Consider the following 14,285-nt stretch of genomic DNA (forward strand, 5'->3'; position numbering starts at 1 on the left):
CGGTGGGCGCACGGTCTGAGCCTAGGAATTCAGCGATTCCCGTCCTTGCAAGTGCTGACCCACCGGCCGCTACCGGCACCGAACCTGCCAGAGATGGCGAGGCCCGGTAAGCCCCCATTAGTCCTCGCGGGCGTGGCGGCCGCGGGGCTGACCGTCCTCCTCGTGCTCGGCGGCCGCGGCGACGCCGTCGGCGTACCCGCTGGCGTAGTCCCAGCTCACGTAGTCGTCGGGGTTCGGGTCGAACGGCGGCTCGTGCCGGCCGGTCTGGCCCTCCTCGAGCAGCTGCCGCAGGTTGGCCTGCATGAGCGCCCAGTCGACGTGGTGCTCCTCCTCGCAGTCCGGGCAGTCGACGACGATCCCCTTGATGCCCGTCGGCTCCAGCAGGGTGCGGAACACCTCGAGCTCGGCGAGGTCGTCGAGGACGCCGGCGCGCTCCTCCATCGTCAGCGGCGGCGGCCCCGGGCGGTCGTCGCGCCCGAAGTCTCCCGATGCGTCGTCCCAGCTGTTCACGGCCTCCACGGTAGTGCGCCGACAGGGGAAAGACCGCCCCCTCCACGGCGCCGCCTACGATCGTGTGCGGTCCCTCCGCGCCCGGCCAGGGGCGCGCCCGCCGCCACGGGACCCACGAGCGAAGGGGTGGCCGCCGACGATGCAGCCCGACGACCGCGTGCCAGAGCTGCCGGCGAAGTTCGCTCCGCTCGGCCTGACCTACGACGACGTCCTGCTCATCCCGGGGCCGTCCGACGTCGTCCCCAACGAGGTCGACACCAGCAGCCGGCTGACCCGCCGGATCCGCCTCGCCGTCCCCCTCGTCTCCAGCGCGATGGACACCGTCACCGAGGCCCGCATGGCGATCGCCATGGCCCGGGTCGGGGGCGTGGGCATCCTGCACCGCAACCTGGCCGCCGAGGAGCAGGCCGGCCAGGTCGACCTGGTCAAGCGCTCCGAGGCCGGCATGGTGACCAACCCGGTGACCGCCTCGCCGGACAACACCCTCGCCGAGCTCGACGCGCTCTCCGCCCGCTACCGCATCTCCGGCGCGCCGGTCGTGGACGCCGACGGCGTGCTGGTCGGCATCTGCACCAACCGCGACATGCGGTTCGAGACCGACAAGAACCGGCTCGTCCGCGACGTGATGACGCCGATGCCGCTCGTGACCGCACCCGTCGGGGTCGACGCCGACACCGCGCTGCAGCTGCTCTCCCGGCACAAGGTCGAGAAGCTGCCGCTGGTCGACGACGCCGGCCGGCTGCGCGGGCTGATCACCGTCAAGGACTTCGTCAAGCGCGACCAGTACCCCCACGCCACCAAGGACGCCGACGGCCGCCTGGTCGTCGGCGCCGCCCTCGGGGTGGGCGACGACGCCTACAAGCGCGCCGGCCTGCTCGTCGACGCCGGTGTCGACGTCCTCATCGTCGACACCGCGCACGGCCACCAGCGCGCCGTCCTCGAGATGGTCGCCCGGGTCAAGGAGGACTTCGGCGGCGAGGGCGGCATCGACGTCGTCGGCGGCAACGTGGCCACCCGCGCCGGCGCCCAGGCGCTCGTCGACGCCGGCGCCGACGCGGTCAAGGTCGGGGTCGGCCCCGGCTCGATCTGCACCACCCGCGTGGTGGCCGGCGTGGGCGTCCCGCAGGTCACCGCCGTCTACGAGGCGTCGCTGGCCGCCGGCCCGGCCGGAGTCCCCGTCATCGCCGACGGCGGGCTGCAGTACTCCGGCGACATCGCCAAGGCGCTGGTCGCCGGCGCGTCGACCGTGATGATCGGCGGGCTGTTCGCCGGCGTCGAGGAGGCGCCCGGTGAGCTGGTCTTCGTCAACGGCAAGCAGTTCAAGACCTACCGGGGCATGGGCTCGCTGGGCGCCATGCAGAAGCGCGGCAACCAGTCCTACAGCCGCGACCGCTACTTCGCCGACGACGTCCTCTCCGACGACAAGCTCGTCCCCGAGGGCATCGAGGGCCAGGTGCCCTACCGCGGCCCGCTCGCCGGCGTCGCCCACCAGCTCGTCGGGGGCCTGCGGGCGTCGATGGGCTACGCGGGCGCGCCGACCATCGACCACCTGCGCGAGCACGGGCGGCTCACCCGGATCACCTCCGCCGGCCTGGTCGAGAGCCACCCGCACGACATCCAGATGACCGTCGAAGCACCCAACTACCGGGGGCGGTGACGATGCCCGTGCGCGAGACCGTGGAGATCGGCCTCAACCGCTTCGCCCGCCGCGGCTACGACCTCGACGAGGTCTCGATCGTGCCGTCGCGGCGCACCCGGGACGTCGACGACGTCTCGACCGCCTGGCAGATCGACGCCTTCCGCTTCGACATCCCGCTGGTCACCAGCCCCTCGGACGCCGTGGTCAGCCCCGAGACGGCGATCGCGGTCGGGCAGGCCGGCGGCCTCGGCGTGCTCAACGCCGAGGGGCTGTGGGCCCGCTACGAGGACCCGCTGCCGGTGTACCGCAAGCTGCGCGAGGCGGCCGGCCAGGCCGGCCCGCCGGTCGCGCTGCTGCAGGAGGTCTACTGCGAGCCGGTCAAGCCCGACCTGGTCACCGCGCGGATCCGGGAGGTGCGCGACGCCGGGGTGACGACGGCGGTCCGCGTCTCGCCGCAGCACACCGAGCAGCTCGCCCCCGCGGCGCTGGCCGCCGGGGTCGACCTGCTGGTCATCCAGGGCACCGTGGTCTCCGCCGAGCACGTCACGACCCAGGGCGACGCGCTCAACCTCAAGGAGTTCATCGCCGACCTCGACGTGCCGGTGATCGTCGGCGGCGCGGCCGACTACCGCACCGCGCTGCACCTCATGCGCACCGGCGCGGCCGGCGTGATCGTCGGCGTCGGCGCCGACAGCTTCTCCACGACCGACCTCGTCATGGGCATCCGGGTGCCGCTGGCCAGCGCGATCGCCGACGCCGCGGCCGCCCGCCGCGACTACCTCGACGAGACCGGCGGCCGCTACGTGCACGTCATCGCCAACGGCCGGATCGAGACCAGCGGGTCGATCGCCCGGGCGCTGGCCTGCGGCGCCGACGCCGTCCAGCTGGGCGAGCCGCTGCGGATCGGCCGCGAGGTGCCCGGCGGCGGCGTGTGGTGGGACTCGGTGGCCGCGCACCCGCGGCTGCCCCGGGGCGGCGCCTCGGCGCCGCTGCCGCCGGCCGGCTCGCTGGAGCAGGTGCTGCTCGGCCCGGCCGAGGAGGCCGACGGCCGCACCAACCTCTTCGGCGCGCTGCGCCGCACGATGGCCAAGACCGGCTACCGGGACCTCAAGGAGTTCCAGCGGGTCGACCTCGTCCTAGGGGGAGGGACCCCCCGGGAGGGGGCCCCCGGGCAGCAGAGCCTAGGGGGCTGAGCGGGTGGACTTCCCGACCGTCCTGGTCGTCGACTTCGGCGCGCAGTACGCCCAGCTCATCGCCCGGCGGGTCCGCGAGGCCGGCGTCTACTCCGAGATCGTCCCGTCGACGACGCCGGCCGAGGAGATCCTCGCCCGCAAGCCGGCCGCGATCGTGCTCTCCGGCGGGCCGTCGAGCGTCTACGCGCCCGGCGCCCCGCAGGTCGACCCGGCGCTGTTCGAGTCCGGCACCCCGGCGTTCGGCATCTGCTACGGCTTCCAGGCGATGGCGCAGACGCTCGGCGGCACGGTCGCGCACACCGGCGACCGGGAGTACGGCGGCACCCCGCTGACCGTCACCACGCAGTCGCGGATGTTCGGCAGCCTGCCGGTGCAGCAGTCGGTGTGGATGAGCCACGGGGACGCCGTCGCCGAGGCCCCGCCCGGCTTCACCGTCACGGCCACCTCGACCGGGGCGCCGGTCGCCGCGTTCGAGGACGTCGACCGCAAGCTCGCCGGCGTGCAGTTCCACCCCGAGGTGCGGCACACCTCGCACGGCCAGTCGGTGCTCGAGCACTTCCTCTTCGACATCGCCGGCCTCGAGCGCACCTGGACGATGAGCAACGTCGTCGACGAGCAGGTGGCCGCGATCCGCGAGCAGATCGGCGACCGGCGGGCGCTGTGCGCGCTGTCCGGCGGGGTCGACTCCGCGGTCGCCGCGGCGCTGGTGCAGCGCGCCATCGGGGACCGGCTCACCTGCGTGTACGTCGACCACGGGCTGATGCGGGCGGGGGAGACCGAGCAGATCGAGCGGGACTTCGCCGCGACCACCGGGGCGGACCTCCGGGTCGTCGACGCGAGCGGGCAGTTCCTCTCCGCGCTGGCCGGGGTCAGCGACCCGGAGGAGAAGCGGAAGATCATCGGCCGCGAGTTCATCCGGGTCTTCGAGCAGGCGGCCACCGACGTCGTCGCCGACGCCCAGGCGCACGGCGAGAGCGTCGACTTCCTGGTGCAGGGGACGCTCTACCCCGACGTGGTCGAGTCCGGGGGCGGCACCGGGACGGCGAACATCAAGAGCCACCACAACGTCGGCGGGCTGCCCGAGGACCTCACCTTCACCCTCGTCGAGCCGCTGCGCACGCTCTTCAAGGACGAGGTGCGCGAGGTGGGCCGCCAGCTCGGCCTGCCCGACCGCCTGGTGCAGCGGCAGCCCTTCCCCGGGCCGGGGCTGGGCATCCGCATCGTCGGCGAGGTGACCCGCGAGCGGCTGGACGTGCTGCGCAGGGCCGACGCCATCGCCCGCGAGGAGCTCACGAACGCGAAGCTGGACACCGAGATCTGGCAGTGCCCGGTGGTGCTGCTGGCCGACGTCCGCTCGGTGGGCGTGCAGGGCGACGGGCGCACCTACGGGCACCCGGTCGTGCTGCGCCCGGTGTCCAGCGAGGACGCGATGACCGCCGACTGGACCCGCCTGCCCTACGACGTCCTGGCGAGGATCTCCACCCGGATCACCAACGAGGTCCCCGACGTCAACCGCGTCGTCCTGGACGTCACGAGCAAGCCGCCCGGCACCATCGAGTGGGAATGAGCCGAGTCCCAGGGCGGGGAAAACGCGGCCCTGGGACTCCGCATCACCCGGCGCGGTAGCCGAGGGCGCGGCCGTCGGGGGCGGTGAGGGTGAGCCGGTCGCCGTCGACGGCGGCGGTCGGCCCGCTGTCGAGCACGGCGAGCACGTGCTCGTCCTGCCGACCCAGGCCCTCGGGGCACCCGACGTCGTCGCGGTCGACCACCAGGGTCAGGACGTCGCCGTCGGCGGACCACGTGCCGCGGAAGGGCTTGCAGCCGGTGGAGCCGGTCAGCGAGCCGTCCGGCGCCAGGAGGAGCGTCCCGGGCTCGGCGGTCGACACCGTGGAGGACGCCGACCGGCCGTCGACCAGGGTGTCGAGCACCCAGGTGGTGCCGGCCGGCTCGCGGTCGGGCACCGGCGCCGGTTCGCGGAAGCGCAGGGCCACGCCGGTCCCGGTGAGCACGAGCTCCGACCCCTCGAGGGCCGCCCGGTCGACCGAGCCCAGCGCGGAGACGAACGCCGTCTCGGCCGCCATGACGTCGGGGTCGCAGCCCATCTCGGTGCCGCCGAGGCCCTCGACGGTCAGCGCGCCGTCGTCCAGGCGGTAGGTGCCGGAGAAGTGGTTGCAGAACGACCGCCCCGACAGCTCCCCGTCCCCGAACACCAGCGTCGCCACGACGCCGGCCGGCCGGGGGAGGGGCGCTCCGCCGGCGCTGCCCGACACCAGCTCCCAGCTGCCGAGGACGTCGGGCCGCGGCGACCCGGCGGAGCCGCCGCACGCGGCGAGCACCAGCAGCCCCGTGACCAGGAGCACCGCCGTCCGCACCACGCGGTGCAGCGTCGCGGGCGGGGATCCCGCCGCGCAAGCAGCAGGGCCCAGGGAGCCGAAGCTCCCCGGGCCCTCGTGACGTCCGCTCCTGCGGTGTCAGCGCTTCTCGCGCGACCTGCGCAGCTCCCGGGCCAGCAGCAGGACGCCGGCGCCGATCAGCACGATCCAGAGCAGTCCGCCGTCCTCGAACACCGAGAGCGGGAAGGTCACGCCGACCAGGGTGACCAGCGCCAGGACGGTGAACAGGACTCCCGGCACCAGGGCGACCAGGTCGACCCTGCGGCGCTGCGGCGGGGGCGGCGGCGCCGGGTCCTCCAGCGCCAGGGGCATCACTTCCTGCCAGGCCCGCTCCTGCCAGGCGGTGGGTGTGGTGGGGAACTCGCTGTAGTCGGGCTCAGGCACGCTGCACCTCCACGTCTCCGACTCCGGACTCGATGGTGATCACGAACTCGGCCCGCCCGTCGTCGCTCCAGGTGGCACCGCGACCGGGGTCGAGCGAGTCGAGGCCGCCCTCGCCGGCGAAGACCTGGACGTCGCCGATGCCCTGGTCGACCCGGACGACGACGTCGGCCGAGTAGGGGACGAGGACGTCGAGGTCGCCGACACCGTGCTCGATGCGCAGGCGGATCGGGTCGTCGACGTCGGTGAGGTCGACGTCGGACAGGTCGACGGTCATGTCGCCGGCGCCGAGCTCGTAGAGCGGCCGGACGTCGCCCGGGACCGCGGGCCGGTAGGTGCGCTCGCCGACCCCGCCGCCGTAGTTCCACGGCGCGGCGCTCGCCGCGATCGTGGCCAGCGACAGCAGGGAGCCGAGGGCGATCAGGCCACCCCGGGAGCGCCGGCCGCGGCTGAACGCGGCGGCCACCAGGCCGAGGCCGACGACCAGGAGCGCCGCGGCGAGGAAGCGGGCCGGGTCGACGTCCCAGGCGGTGAGCCGGGTGACCAGGACCAGGGCGCCGACGACGATGAGCAGCCCGGCGATGGTCATGCCCGGCACCCGGGAACGGGGACCGGCGGTCTGCCGCCGCTCCAGCGCCCGGTCGCGCCGGCCGGGGCCGGTCGCCGAGGCGCCCGGCATGAGCAGCCAGAGCAGCAGGTAGACGAGGATGCCCGAGCCGCCGGCGAAGGCGAGGGCGACGAAGCCGACGCGCCAGAGCAGCGGGTCGATGCCGCTGTACTCGGCGAGGCCGCCGGCGACGCCGCCGAGCATCCGGTCGCCGCTGCGGCGCAACGGTGCGCGGACCGCCGGTTCCGGCGGTGGGGGCTCGGCGGCCGGTGGTTCCACCGGCGGAGCGGGAGGGGGTGCGGATGTCATGCCAGCAGCCTCCCCGCCGCGGGGGCCGGTGGACATCCGGGATCGCCCCCATCCGACCCTGGTCCCGGGAACCGCCCCCGACCCGGGTGATCACCGGTGTCCCGCGCGGGGGGAGCGGTGCGACCATCGGAAACGTGACCACCCCTGTCGCGGGGACCCCGGCCGTCGGGGAGCCGCCCCGCCCGCCGCTGGCGCGCCCCCGCTCGGGCCGCGTGCTGGCCGGCGTCGCCGCCGGTACCGCCGCGCACCTGCGGCAGGACCCGCTGCTGGTGCGCGCCGCGTTCGTCGTCCTGGCCGCGCTGGGCATCGGCGTCGTCCTCTACGGCCTGCTCTGGCTGACCATGCCGGTCGCCGAGCCCGGCGCGGAGCCGGTCGTGGCGCTGGCGCCCGGCAAGCAGCGCAGCAAGAGCCAGCTGGTCGGCCTCGCGGTGCTCGCCATCCTCGGCGTCACGCTGTTCGGGCAGGTGCTCTCGCTCGGCAACGGCAACGTCGTCCTGCCGCTGGTCCTGGTCGCCGCGGGCCTGGCGGTCATCTGGCGGCAGCTGGACACCGACCGCACGCTGGCCCTGCCCGGCGTCAGGTGGCTGCTCGCCGGCGGGATCCTGCTCGGCGCGACGGGGCTGGTCCTGCTGCTGGCCACCACCGGCCAGCTGGCGAACGCGCGCAACGGCTTCGCCGCGACCCTGGTCATCCTCGTCGGCATCGTGCTGGCCACCGCGCCGCTGTGGCGGCGGCTGCTGGACTCCCGCGACGCCGAGCGGGCCGCGCGCATCCGGTCGGAGGAACGGGCCTCCGTCGCCGCCCACCTGCACGACTCGGTGCTGCAGACCCTGGCCCTGATCCAGCGCAACGCCGACGACGCCGAGGCCGTCGGCCGGCTCGCCCGCGGTCAGGAGCGCGAGCTGCGCACCTGGCTCTACGAGCCGCAGGTCGCCGCCGGCGGCACCTGGGCCGGGCTGGTGGCGCGGGTCGTCGCCGAGGTCGAGGCCGACCACGCGCTCACCGTCGACTCGGTGGTCGTCGGCGACGCCCCGGTCGACGACGCCCTGGCCGCGCTCGGCGCCGCCACCCGCGAGGCGCTCGTCAACGCGGCCAAGCACTCCGGTGCGCCGTCGGCCGACCTCTACACCGAGGTCGGGGCGGGCGGGGTGTCGGTGTTCGTCCGCGACCGCGGGAAGGGCTTCGACCCCGACACCGTGCCCGACGACCGGCGCGGCCTGCAGGACTCGGTCCGCGGGCGGCTCACCCGGCTGGGCGGCACGGCGGAGATCCGGTCGGCCGTGGGAGAAGGGACGGAAGTGGAGCTCGTCTTGCCGAGGCAGGTGGCCGCGTGAGCGACCTGGTGCGGGTGTTCGTCGTCGACGACCACGCGATGGTCCGCGCCGGCGTGCGCGCCGAGCTGGGGGACGACGTCGAGTTCGTCGGCGAGGCCGCCGACGTCCCGAGCGCGGTCGAGGGCATCCGGGCGACCGCCCCGGACGTCGTCCTGCTCGACGTCCACCTGCCCGGCGGCGGCGGGCGCACCGTGCTCGAGACGCTGCGCGCCGAGCTGCCGTCGGTGCGCTGGCTGGCGCTGTCGGTGTCCGACGCCGCCGAGGACGTCATCGCGGTCATCCGGGCCGGGGCGCGGGGGTACGTCACCAAGACGATCTCCGGGGCCGACCTGCTCGCCGCCGTCCGCCGGGTGGCCGACGGCGACGTCGTCTTCAGCCCGCGCCTGGCCGGGTTCGTGCTCGACGCCTTCGCCGCCTCCGGGCCGGCCGCCCCGGCGCCGGCCGAGGACCCGGCGACCGATCCGGGGCTGGACCTGCTGTCGGCCCGCGAGCGCGAGGTCATGCAGCTGCTGGCCCGCGGCTACACCTACCGCGAGATCGGGTCGCGGCTGTTCATCTCGGTGAAGACCGTCGAGTCGCACGCGTCGAACGTGCTGCGCAAGCTGCAGCTGTCCAACCGCAACGAGCTCACGAGGTGGGCGGCGACCAACCGGCTGCTGTGAGACGGGCGCTCGTCGGTGTCGGCGTCCTCGTCCTGGTCCTCGTCGTCGTGACCGGGCTGTTCTGGGCCTTCCAGCGCCGGCTGGTCTACCTGCCGCAGGGGGCGCCCGGGCCCGTGCCGGCCGGCGCCCGGGAGGTCGAGCTGACCACCGCCGACGGCCTGCGGCTGGGTGGGTGGTTCTACGAGGGGGACGACGGCGCACCCGCGGTGCTGGTCGCCAACGGCAACGGCGGGCACCGGGGGATGCGCGCGCCGCTGGCCCGGGCGCTGCACGACGCCGGGCTGACGGTGCTCCTCTTCGACTACCGGGGCTACGGCGGCAACCCCGGCGACCCCACCGAGGAGGGGCTGGCCCGCGACGTCCGGGCGGCCCGCGCCTTCCTGCTCGAGGAGACCGGGGCGCCGCTGCTCTACTACGGCGAGAGCCTGGGCGCCGCCGTCGTCACCGAGCTGGCCGTCGAGCACCCGCCGGCCGCGCTGGTGCTGCGCTCGCCGTTCACCGACCTGGCCGCCGTCGGCAGCCACCACTACCCGTTCCTGCCGGTTCGCCTGCTGCTGCGCGACCGGTTCCCGGTGGCCGAGCGGATCGCCGGCGTGCGGGCGCCCACCGTGGTCGTCCTGGGCACCGCCGACTCGATCGTGCCGCCCGCGCAGAGCCGCGCCGTCGCCGACGCCGCCGCCGGGCTCGACCGGCTGGTCGAGGTGCCCGGCGCCGACCACAACGACGCCGTCCTGCTCGACGGGCCGGAGCTGGTGGGCGCCGTCGTCGAGCTGGCCGGTCAGCTCGACTGAGCCGCCACGAAGTCGCGGGCCTCCTCGACCAGCGACGGCCACTCGGGCGACGGGGCGACGACGACCCAGCCGTTCATCGGCCGGCCGTCCATGGGCTCGAACTGCTCGGCCTGCCCGCCGGCGACCAGCGCGTCGCGCCGGGCAGGGGGCAGCTTGAGCACGAGCTGCTCCTGCCACCAGATCGCGAAGAACGTGCGGCCGGTCCGCAGGCCCTGCGAGCCGAACATGCTGCCGCGGGTCACCGCGCCGTCCACCACGCGGTCGGCGAGCTCGTCCCAGGCGGTCATGCCGTGAAGACCACGTGGAAGGCCTCGGCCAGCCGGCCCTCCGGCAGGTCGAACCGCTGCGCCGTCTGGGCCATCCAGCCGCGCACGAACCCGTCCAGGTCCGGCACGTGGCTGACCTGGCTCTTGTGCTGGCGCAGCGCCTCGAGCTTGCGGTCGGCGACGTCGGTGACGTCGACGGCGTGGTCGGCGCGCGGGCTGGCGCCGAGCCACACCTCGGCGACCGTCCACGCCTCGAGCCCCTCGTCGGCGAGCAGCTCGGGCCACGCGAAGGGGTTGCGGGCGTCGGGGTAGACCGCCCGCAGCGTCGACTCGCCGACCGTCATGTGGTCGGGGTGGCTCGCCCCGATGCGCTCGTAGAAGCGCTCCGGCGAGCTGGTCAGCACCCGCTGCGGCCGGACCTGCCGGATCACCCGGCTGATGTCGCGGCGCAGGTCGAGCGACAGCTCCAGCCGGCCGTCCGGGTAGCCCAGGAAGCGCACGTCCTCGACGCCCACCGCGGCCGCGGCGGCCCGCTGCTCGGCCCGCCGCAGCGGGCCCATCTCGTGCCGCGGCGTCTCGTCGAAGCCGCCGGCGTCGCCGTCGGTGACGATGCAGTAGGTCACCTCGGTGCCGGCGTCCACCCAGGTGGCCACCGTGCCGGCGCTGCCGAAGTCGACGTCGTCGGGGTGGGCGAGCACGCACAGCGCCCGCTCCACGTGCTCGGCGGGCTTCGTCGGCCGGGCGAACGGATTCGTCACCCGCCGGACTCTAGGCGGGCCCTCACCACTCCGGGGGATGAACCCGGCGGCCGGTCCTGCCGACGTCCTGGTCAGGCGCAGCTGCGCCACCGACCAGGGATCGGAGCCACATGGCCACCACCCGGAGGCGCCGACCGGCGCCGCCGACGCCCGCCGTGCTCGCCGCGGCGGCCGTCGTGCTGGGCTGGTCGCTGGCCGCGGTGTGGCTGCCCGCGGACGTCTTCGGCGTCGTCGTCTCCAACCTGGCCCAGCTGGGGGCGGCCGCGGCCGCGAGCCTGGCCCTCGCCTGGCGCGCCGTCCGGTCCACCGGCCGGCTGGCCTGGACGTGGGCCACCTTCGCCCTCGCCTGCTCCTGCTGGACCGCCGGGCAGCTGTACTGGGCGGTCGAGGAGATGTCCGGGCACGGCATCCCGTTCCCGTCGGTCGCCGACATCGGCTTCCTGCTCTTCCCCGTCGTCGCCGCGGTCGGGCTGCTGCTGCACCCCGCCGAGGGCGGCACCCGCGCCCGGTGGCAGCGCGCGATGGACGCGGTGATGACCGCCGCCGCCGTCGGCCTGGTCAGCGGGGAGACCTCGCTCGGCGTCGTCATGGCCGGGGGGTTCGCCGACGACGTCCTCTCCTCGCTGCTCCTGGTCGCCTACCCGGTCCTCGACGTGGTGCTCGTCGTCCTGACCGTGGCCACGCTGGCCCGCAGCCAGCGGCGCAGCCTCGATCTCGTCCTCGTGGCCGCGGGCCTGGTCGCGATCGGGGTCTCCGACAGCACGTTCGCCTACCTGCAGACCACCGGCGGTTACGACGGCGGGCTGGTCGACAGCGGCTGGGTGGTGGGCTTCCTGCTCGTCGCGCTGGCCGGGACGCTGCCGCGGCCGGTGGGGGAGGCGAGCACGGCCGGCTCGAGCGGCGCCGTCGTCCGGACCGCCCTGCTGCCCTACGTCCCGGTGGCCGCCGGGCTGGTCTCCAGCCTGGTGGTCACGCTCGTCGGGCGGACGCTGGGCAGCGTCGAGATCATCCTGGCGACGGTGGTCGTCTCGCTGCTGCTGGCCCGCCAGTTCCTCGCGCTGCGGGAGAACGTCCGCCTCGCCGAGGAGCTGGCCGCGCGCGAGGCGCTGCTGGTGCACCAGGCGTCCCACGACGGGCTCACCGGCCTGGCCAACCGCGCGCTGTTCCGCGACCGGGTCGAGCGGGCGCTGCAGGCCCACGCCGACGGGGGCAGCGCCGTCGCGCTCGTCTTCCTCGACCTCGACGACTTCAAGGTCGTCAACGACACGCTGGGCCACGCCAGCGGCGACGAGCTGCTGATCCGCGTCGCGGAGCGGCTCACCGGCGCCATGCGGTCCGGCGACCTCGTCGCCCGGCTCGGCGGTGACGAGTTCGCCGTCCTGCTCGCCGACGACGACGCCGCGGGCCCGGCGCACCGGGCGCTCGAGGCCTTCCACGCCCCGTTCGCGGTGGGGAGCCGTGCCGTGGGGGTGCACGCCAGCGTGGGGGTGTGCATCGTCGCGCCGGACGACCCGCCGTGCACCGTGGACGAGCTGCTCGTCCGCTCCGACCTGGCGATGTACTCCGCCAAGCGGTCCGGCAAGGACCAGGTGGTCAGCTACACCAGCGGCCTGCACCTGGCCGAGGTGGAGGACCGCGCGCTGCACGAGCGGCTGCGCGCGGCGATCGCGGCCTCCCAGGTCACGCTGGAGTACCAGCCGATCGTGGAGGTCGGCACCGGGCGGATCGCCTCGCTGGAGGCGCTGGCCCGCTGGCGCCCGGGCGGCATCGACGTCGGCCCCGACGTCTTCATCCCGGTCGCCGAGCGGACCGGTCTCATCGACGAGCTCACCGCCGCCCTGCTGGCCGAGGCGTGCGCGCAGGTGATCGCCTGGTCGGCCGAGGCCGGCCGGCCGCTGTCGGTGCACGTGAACGTGCCGCCGTCGTCGCTGGCCTCGCCGGAGTTCGTCCGGTCGGTCGGGCGGCTGGTCGCCCGGCACCGGCTCGCCGCCGGGCAGCTGGTCCTGGAGATCACCGAGTCGGGGATCCTCGAGGACCCGGCGCAGGCCGAGGGCGTCGTGGCGCACCTGCGCGCGCTCGGCGTCGGCGTCTCCCTCGACGACTTCGGGGTGGGCCAGTCCTCCCTCGCCCGGCTGGGCAGCATCGCGCTGGACTCGGTCAAGATCGACCGGTCCTTCCTCGAGCGGATCGACACCGACCCGCCGCAGGCCACCCTGCTGGCCGCGGTGCTCCGGCTGGCCTGCGACATCGGCCTGCCCGTGGTGGCCGAGGGCGTGGAGCGGCCGCGGCAGCTGGAGATGCTCCGCGAGCTCGGCTGCCCGCTCGCGCAGGGGTTCCTGCTCGGGCAGCCGGTCGCGGCCGCCGCCGTCCCGGGGCTGCTGTCCAGCCAGCTCGTCGCGGCGCTGACCCCCTAGCTCACGGCCGCCAGGCCGGCGAGCTTGTCGGGGTTGCCCATCAGCAGCACCTGCTCGACCAGGCCGTCCACCAGCACCAGCTGCAGCGCCATGTACGGACCGGCGTCGGTGCGGACGACGACCGCCGGCGCCCCGTTGAGCTCGACCGGCTCGACCCGCATGCCGGGCAGCGCGGTGCCCTGGGGGGCGACGGCGGCGAGGAACCGGGCCACCTTGCCGGCGCCGACGATCGGGCGCGGCGGCGCCTTGACCAGGCCGCCGCTGTCGGCCACCAGCACGACGCCCGGCGACATCGCCGCCAGCAGCGCGTCGACGTCCCCGCCGACCGCGGCCTCGAGGAAGCGCTCGGTGACCTCGCGCGCCGACCGGCGGTCGGTGTCGAACCGCGGCCGCCGCGCCTGCACGTGCTCGCGCGCCCGGTGCCCGAGCTGGCGGACGGCGGCCTCCGAGCGGTCCAGGGCGGCGGCCACCTCCGCCCACGGCATGCCGAACACCTCGCGGAGGACGAAGACCGCACGCTCGACGGGGGAGAGGGTCTCCAGGACGACGAGCACCGCGAGCGAGACCTCCTCGCCCAGCTCGGCCGCCTCGGCCGGGTCGTGCCGGGGGTCGGCCTCCGCGCCGGTGAGGAGCGGCTCCGGCAGCCACGGGCCGACGTAGGTCTCCCGCTGCGCGCGCGCCGACCGCAGCCGGTCCAGCGCCAGGCGGGTGGCGATCCGCACCAGGTACGCCCGCTCGTCGACGACGTCGTCGCGGTCGGCCGCCGACCAGCGCAGCCAGGTGTCCTGCACGGTGTCCTCGGCGTCGGCGACGCTGCCGAGCATCTCGTAGGCGACGGTGAACAGCAGCCGGCGGTGCCGGTCGAAGGCCTCCAGCGGGTCGCTCACGCCTGCACCTCGCGCCTCGTCATGGTCCGTCGTCCTCTCTCCGCAGGGTGTCCCATGGAGACGGGACGGCGGCCCCCGGTGTGACATCCGGGGTTTCCGGACCGAGATCGGCCGCGGAAACCCCTGGTCCGCTGCCCGCCA

The 14,285-nt window shown here is 75.2% G+C and carries 14 protein-coding genes; 7 read left to right on the forward strand and 7 right to left on the reverse strand.

Annotated elements, in window-relative coordinates; genetic code table 11:
* Positions 1–117 precede the first annotated feature (117 nt).
* A complete protein-coding gene (locus ACI797_RS13325) occupies positions 118–510 on the reverse strand; it encodes a DUF5319 family protein (RefSeq protein WP_456859121.1) in 393 nt (130 codons plus the stop codon).
* A gap of 139 nt (positions 511–649) precedes the next feature.
* Between ACI797_RS13325 and guaB the strand changes: the two genes are divergently transcribed.
* The 3 genes from guaB to guaA are packed head-to-tail and all read left to right on the forward strand — an operon-like array spanning position 650 to position 4,909.
* Complete coding sequence (gene guaB, locus ACI797_RS13330) at positions 650–2,167, forward strand: IMP dehydrogenase (protein WP_456859122.1); 1,518 nt, start codon at positions 650–652, stop codon at positions 2,165–2,167.
* Positions 2,168–2,169: 2 nt separating this feature from the next.
* Positions 2,170–3,342: a GuaB3 family IMP dehydrogenase-related protein gene (locus ACI797_RS13335; protein WP_456859123.1), complete on the forward strand. Its 1,173-nt coding sequence runs from the start codon at positions 2,170–2,172 to the stop codon at positions 3,340–3,342.
* A gap of 4 nt (positions 3,343–3,346) precedes the next feature.
* Positions 3,347–4,909: a glutamine-hydrolyzing GMP synthase gene (guaA, locus tag ACI797_RS13340; protein WP_456859124.1), complete on the forward strand. Its 1,563-nt coding sequence runs from the start codon at positions 3,347–3,349 to the stop codon at positions 4,907–4,909.
* Between the two features lie 43 nt (positions 4,910–4,952).
* Here guaA and ACI797_RS13345 read toward each other — a convergent pair whose 3' ends face one another.
* The 3 genes from ACI797_RS13345 to ACI797_RS13355 all read right to left on the reverse strand — a co-directional run bounded on the left by ACI797_RS13345 (position 4,953) and on the right by ACI797_RS13355 (position 7,032).
* Positions 4,953–5,717, reverse strand: a complete 765-nt coding sequence (locus ACI797_RS13345; protein ID WP_456859126.1) for an META domain-containing protein — start codon at positions 5,715–5,717, stop codon at positions 4,953–4,955.
* Positions 5,718–5,813: 96 nt separating this feature from the next.
* Positions 5,814–6,119 (reverse strand): hypothetical protein, encoded by a 306-nt coding sequence (locus tag ACI797_RS13350; RefSeq protein WP_456539027.1) that lies wholly within the window; start codon positions 6,117–6,119, stop codon positions 5,814–5,816.
* Positions 6,112–7,032, reverse strand: a complete 921-nt coding sequence (locus tag ACI797_RS13355) for a PspC domain-containing protein (protein ID WP_456859127.1) — start codon at positions 7,030–7,032, stop codon at positions 6,112–6,114. Before ACI797_RS13355 ends, ACI797_RS13350 begins: the two co-directional genes overlap by 8 nt.
* Positions 7,033–7,166: 134 nt before the next feature.
* Between ACI797_RS13355 and ACI797_RS13360 the strand changes: the two genes are divergently transcribed.
* From ACI797_RS13360 to ACI797_RS13370, 3 genes are read left to right on the forward strand one after another with little or no spacing between them, the layout of a single operon-like run.
* A complete protein-coding gene (locus ACI797_RS13360) occupies positions 7,167–8,366 on the forward strand; it encodes an ATP-binding protein (RefSeq protein WP_456859128.1) in 1,200 nt (399 codons plus the stop codon).
* Positions 8,363–9,028: a response regulator gene (locus ACI797_RS13365; RefSeq protein ID WP_456539024.1), complete on the forward strand. Its 666-nt coding sequence runs from the start codon at positions 8,363–8,365 to the stop codon at positions 9,026–9,028. The genes ACI797_RS13360 and ACI797_RS13365 overlap by 4 nt, the downstream gene beginning before the upstream one ends.
* Positions 9,025–9,819: an alpha/beta hydrolase gene (locus ACI797_RS13370; RefSeq protein WP_456859129.1), complete on the forward strand. Its 795-nt coding sequence runs from the start codon at positions 9,025–9,027 to the stop codon at positions 9,817–9,819. The genes ACI797_RS13365 and ACI797_RS13370 overlap by 4 nt, the downstream gene beginning before the upstream one ends.
* Here the strand turns inward: ACI797_RS13370 and ACI797_RS13375 are convergent.
* Together ACI797_RS13375 and ACI797_RS13380 are read right to left on the reverse strand one after the other, a co-directional pair.
* Entirely contained in the window at positions 9,807–10,106 is a 300-nt protein-coding gene (locus ACI797_RS13375) for a TfoX/Sxy family protein (protein WP_456859130.1), read from the reverse strand. The two genes, ACI797_RS13370 and ACI797_RS13375, sit on opposite strands and share 13 nt — an antisense overlap.
* A complete protein-coding gene (locus ACI797_RS13380; protein WP_456859131.1) occupies positions 10,103–10,843 on the reverse strand; it encodes a PIG-L deacetylase family protein in 741 nt (246 codons plus the stop codon). The genes ACI797_RS13375 and ACI797_RS13380 overlap by 4 nt, the downstream gene beginning before the upstream one ends.
* Positions 10,844–10,953: 110 nt before the next feature.
* On the opposite strand from ACI797_RS13380, the gene ACI797_RS13385 reads away from it, so the two are divergent.
* Positions 10,954–13,257, forward strand: a complete 2,304-nt coding sequence (locus ACI797_RS13385) for a putative bifunctional diguanylate cyclase/phosphodiesterase (RefSeq protein WP_456859133.1) — start codon at positions 10,954–10,956, stop codon at positions 13,255–13,257.
* On the opposite strand, the gene ACI797_RS13390 is transcribed toward ACI797_RS13385, so the two are convergent.
* Positions 13,254–14,144: an RNA polymerase sigma-70 factor gene (locus ACI797_RS13390; RefSeq protein WP_456859135.1), complete on the reverse strand. Its 891-nt coding sequence runs from the start codon at positions 14,142–14,144 to the stop codon at positions 13,254–13,256. The genes ACI797_RS13385 and ACI797_RS13390 overlap by 4 nt on opposite strands.
* Positions 14,145–14,285: the final 141 nt, after the last annotated feature.

The sequence above is a fragment of the Geodermatophilus sp. SYSU D00691 genome, assembly GCF_054050275.1.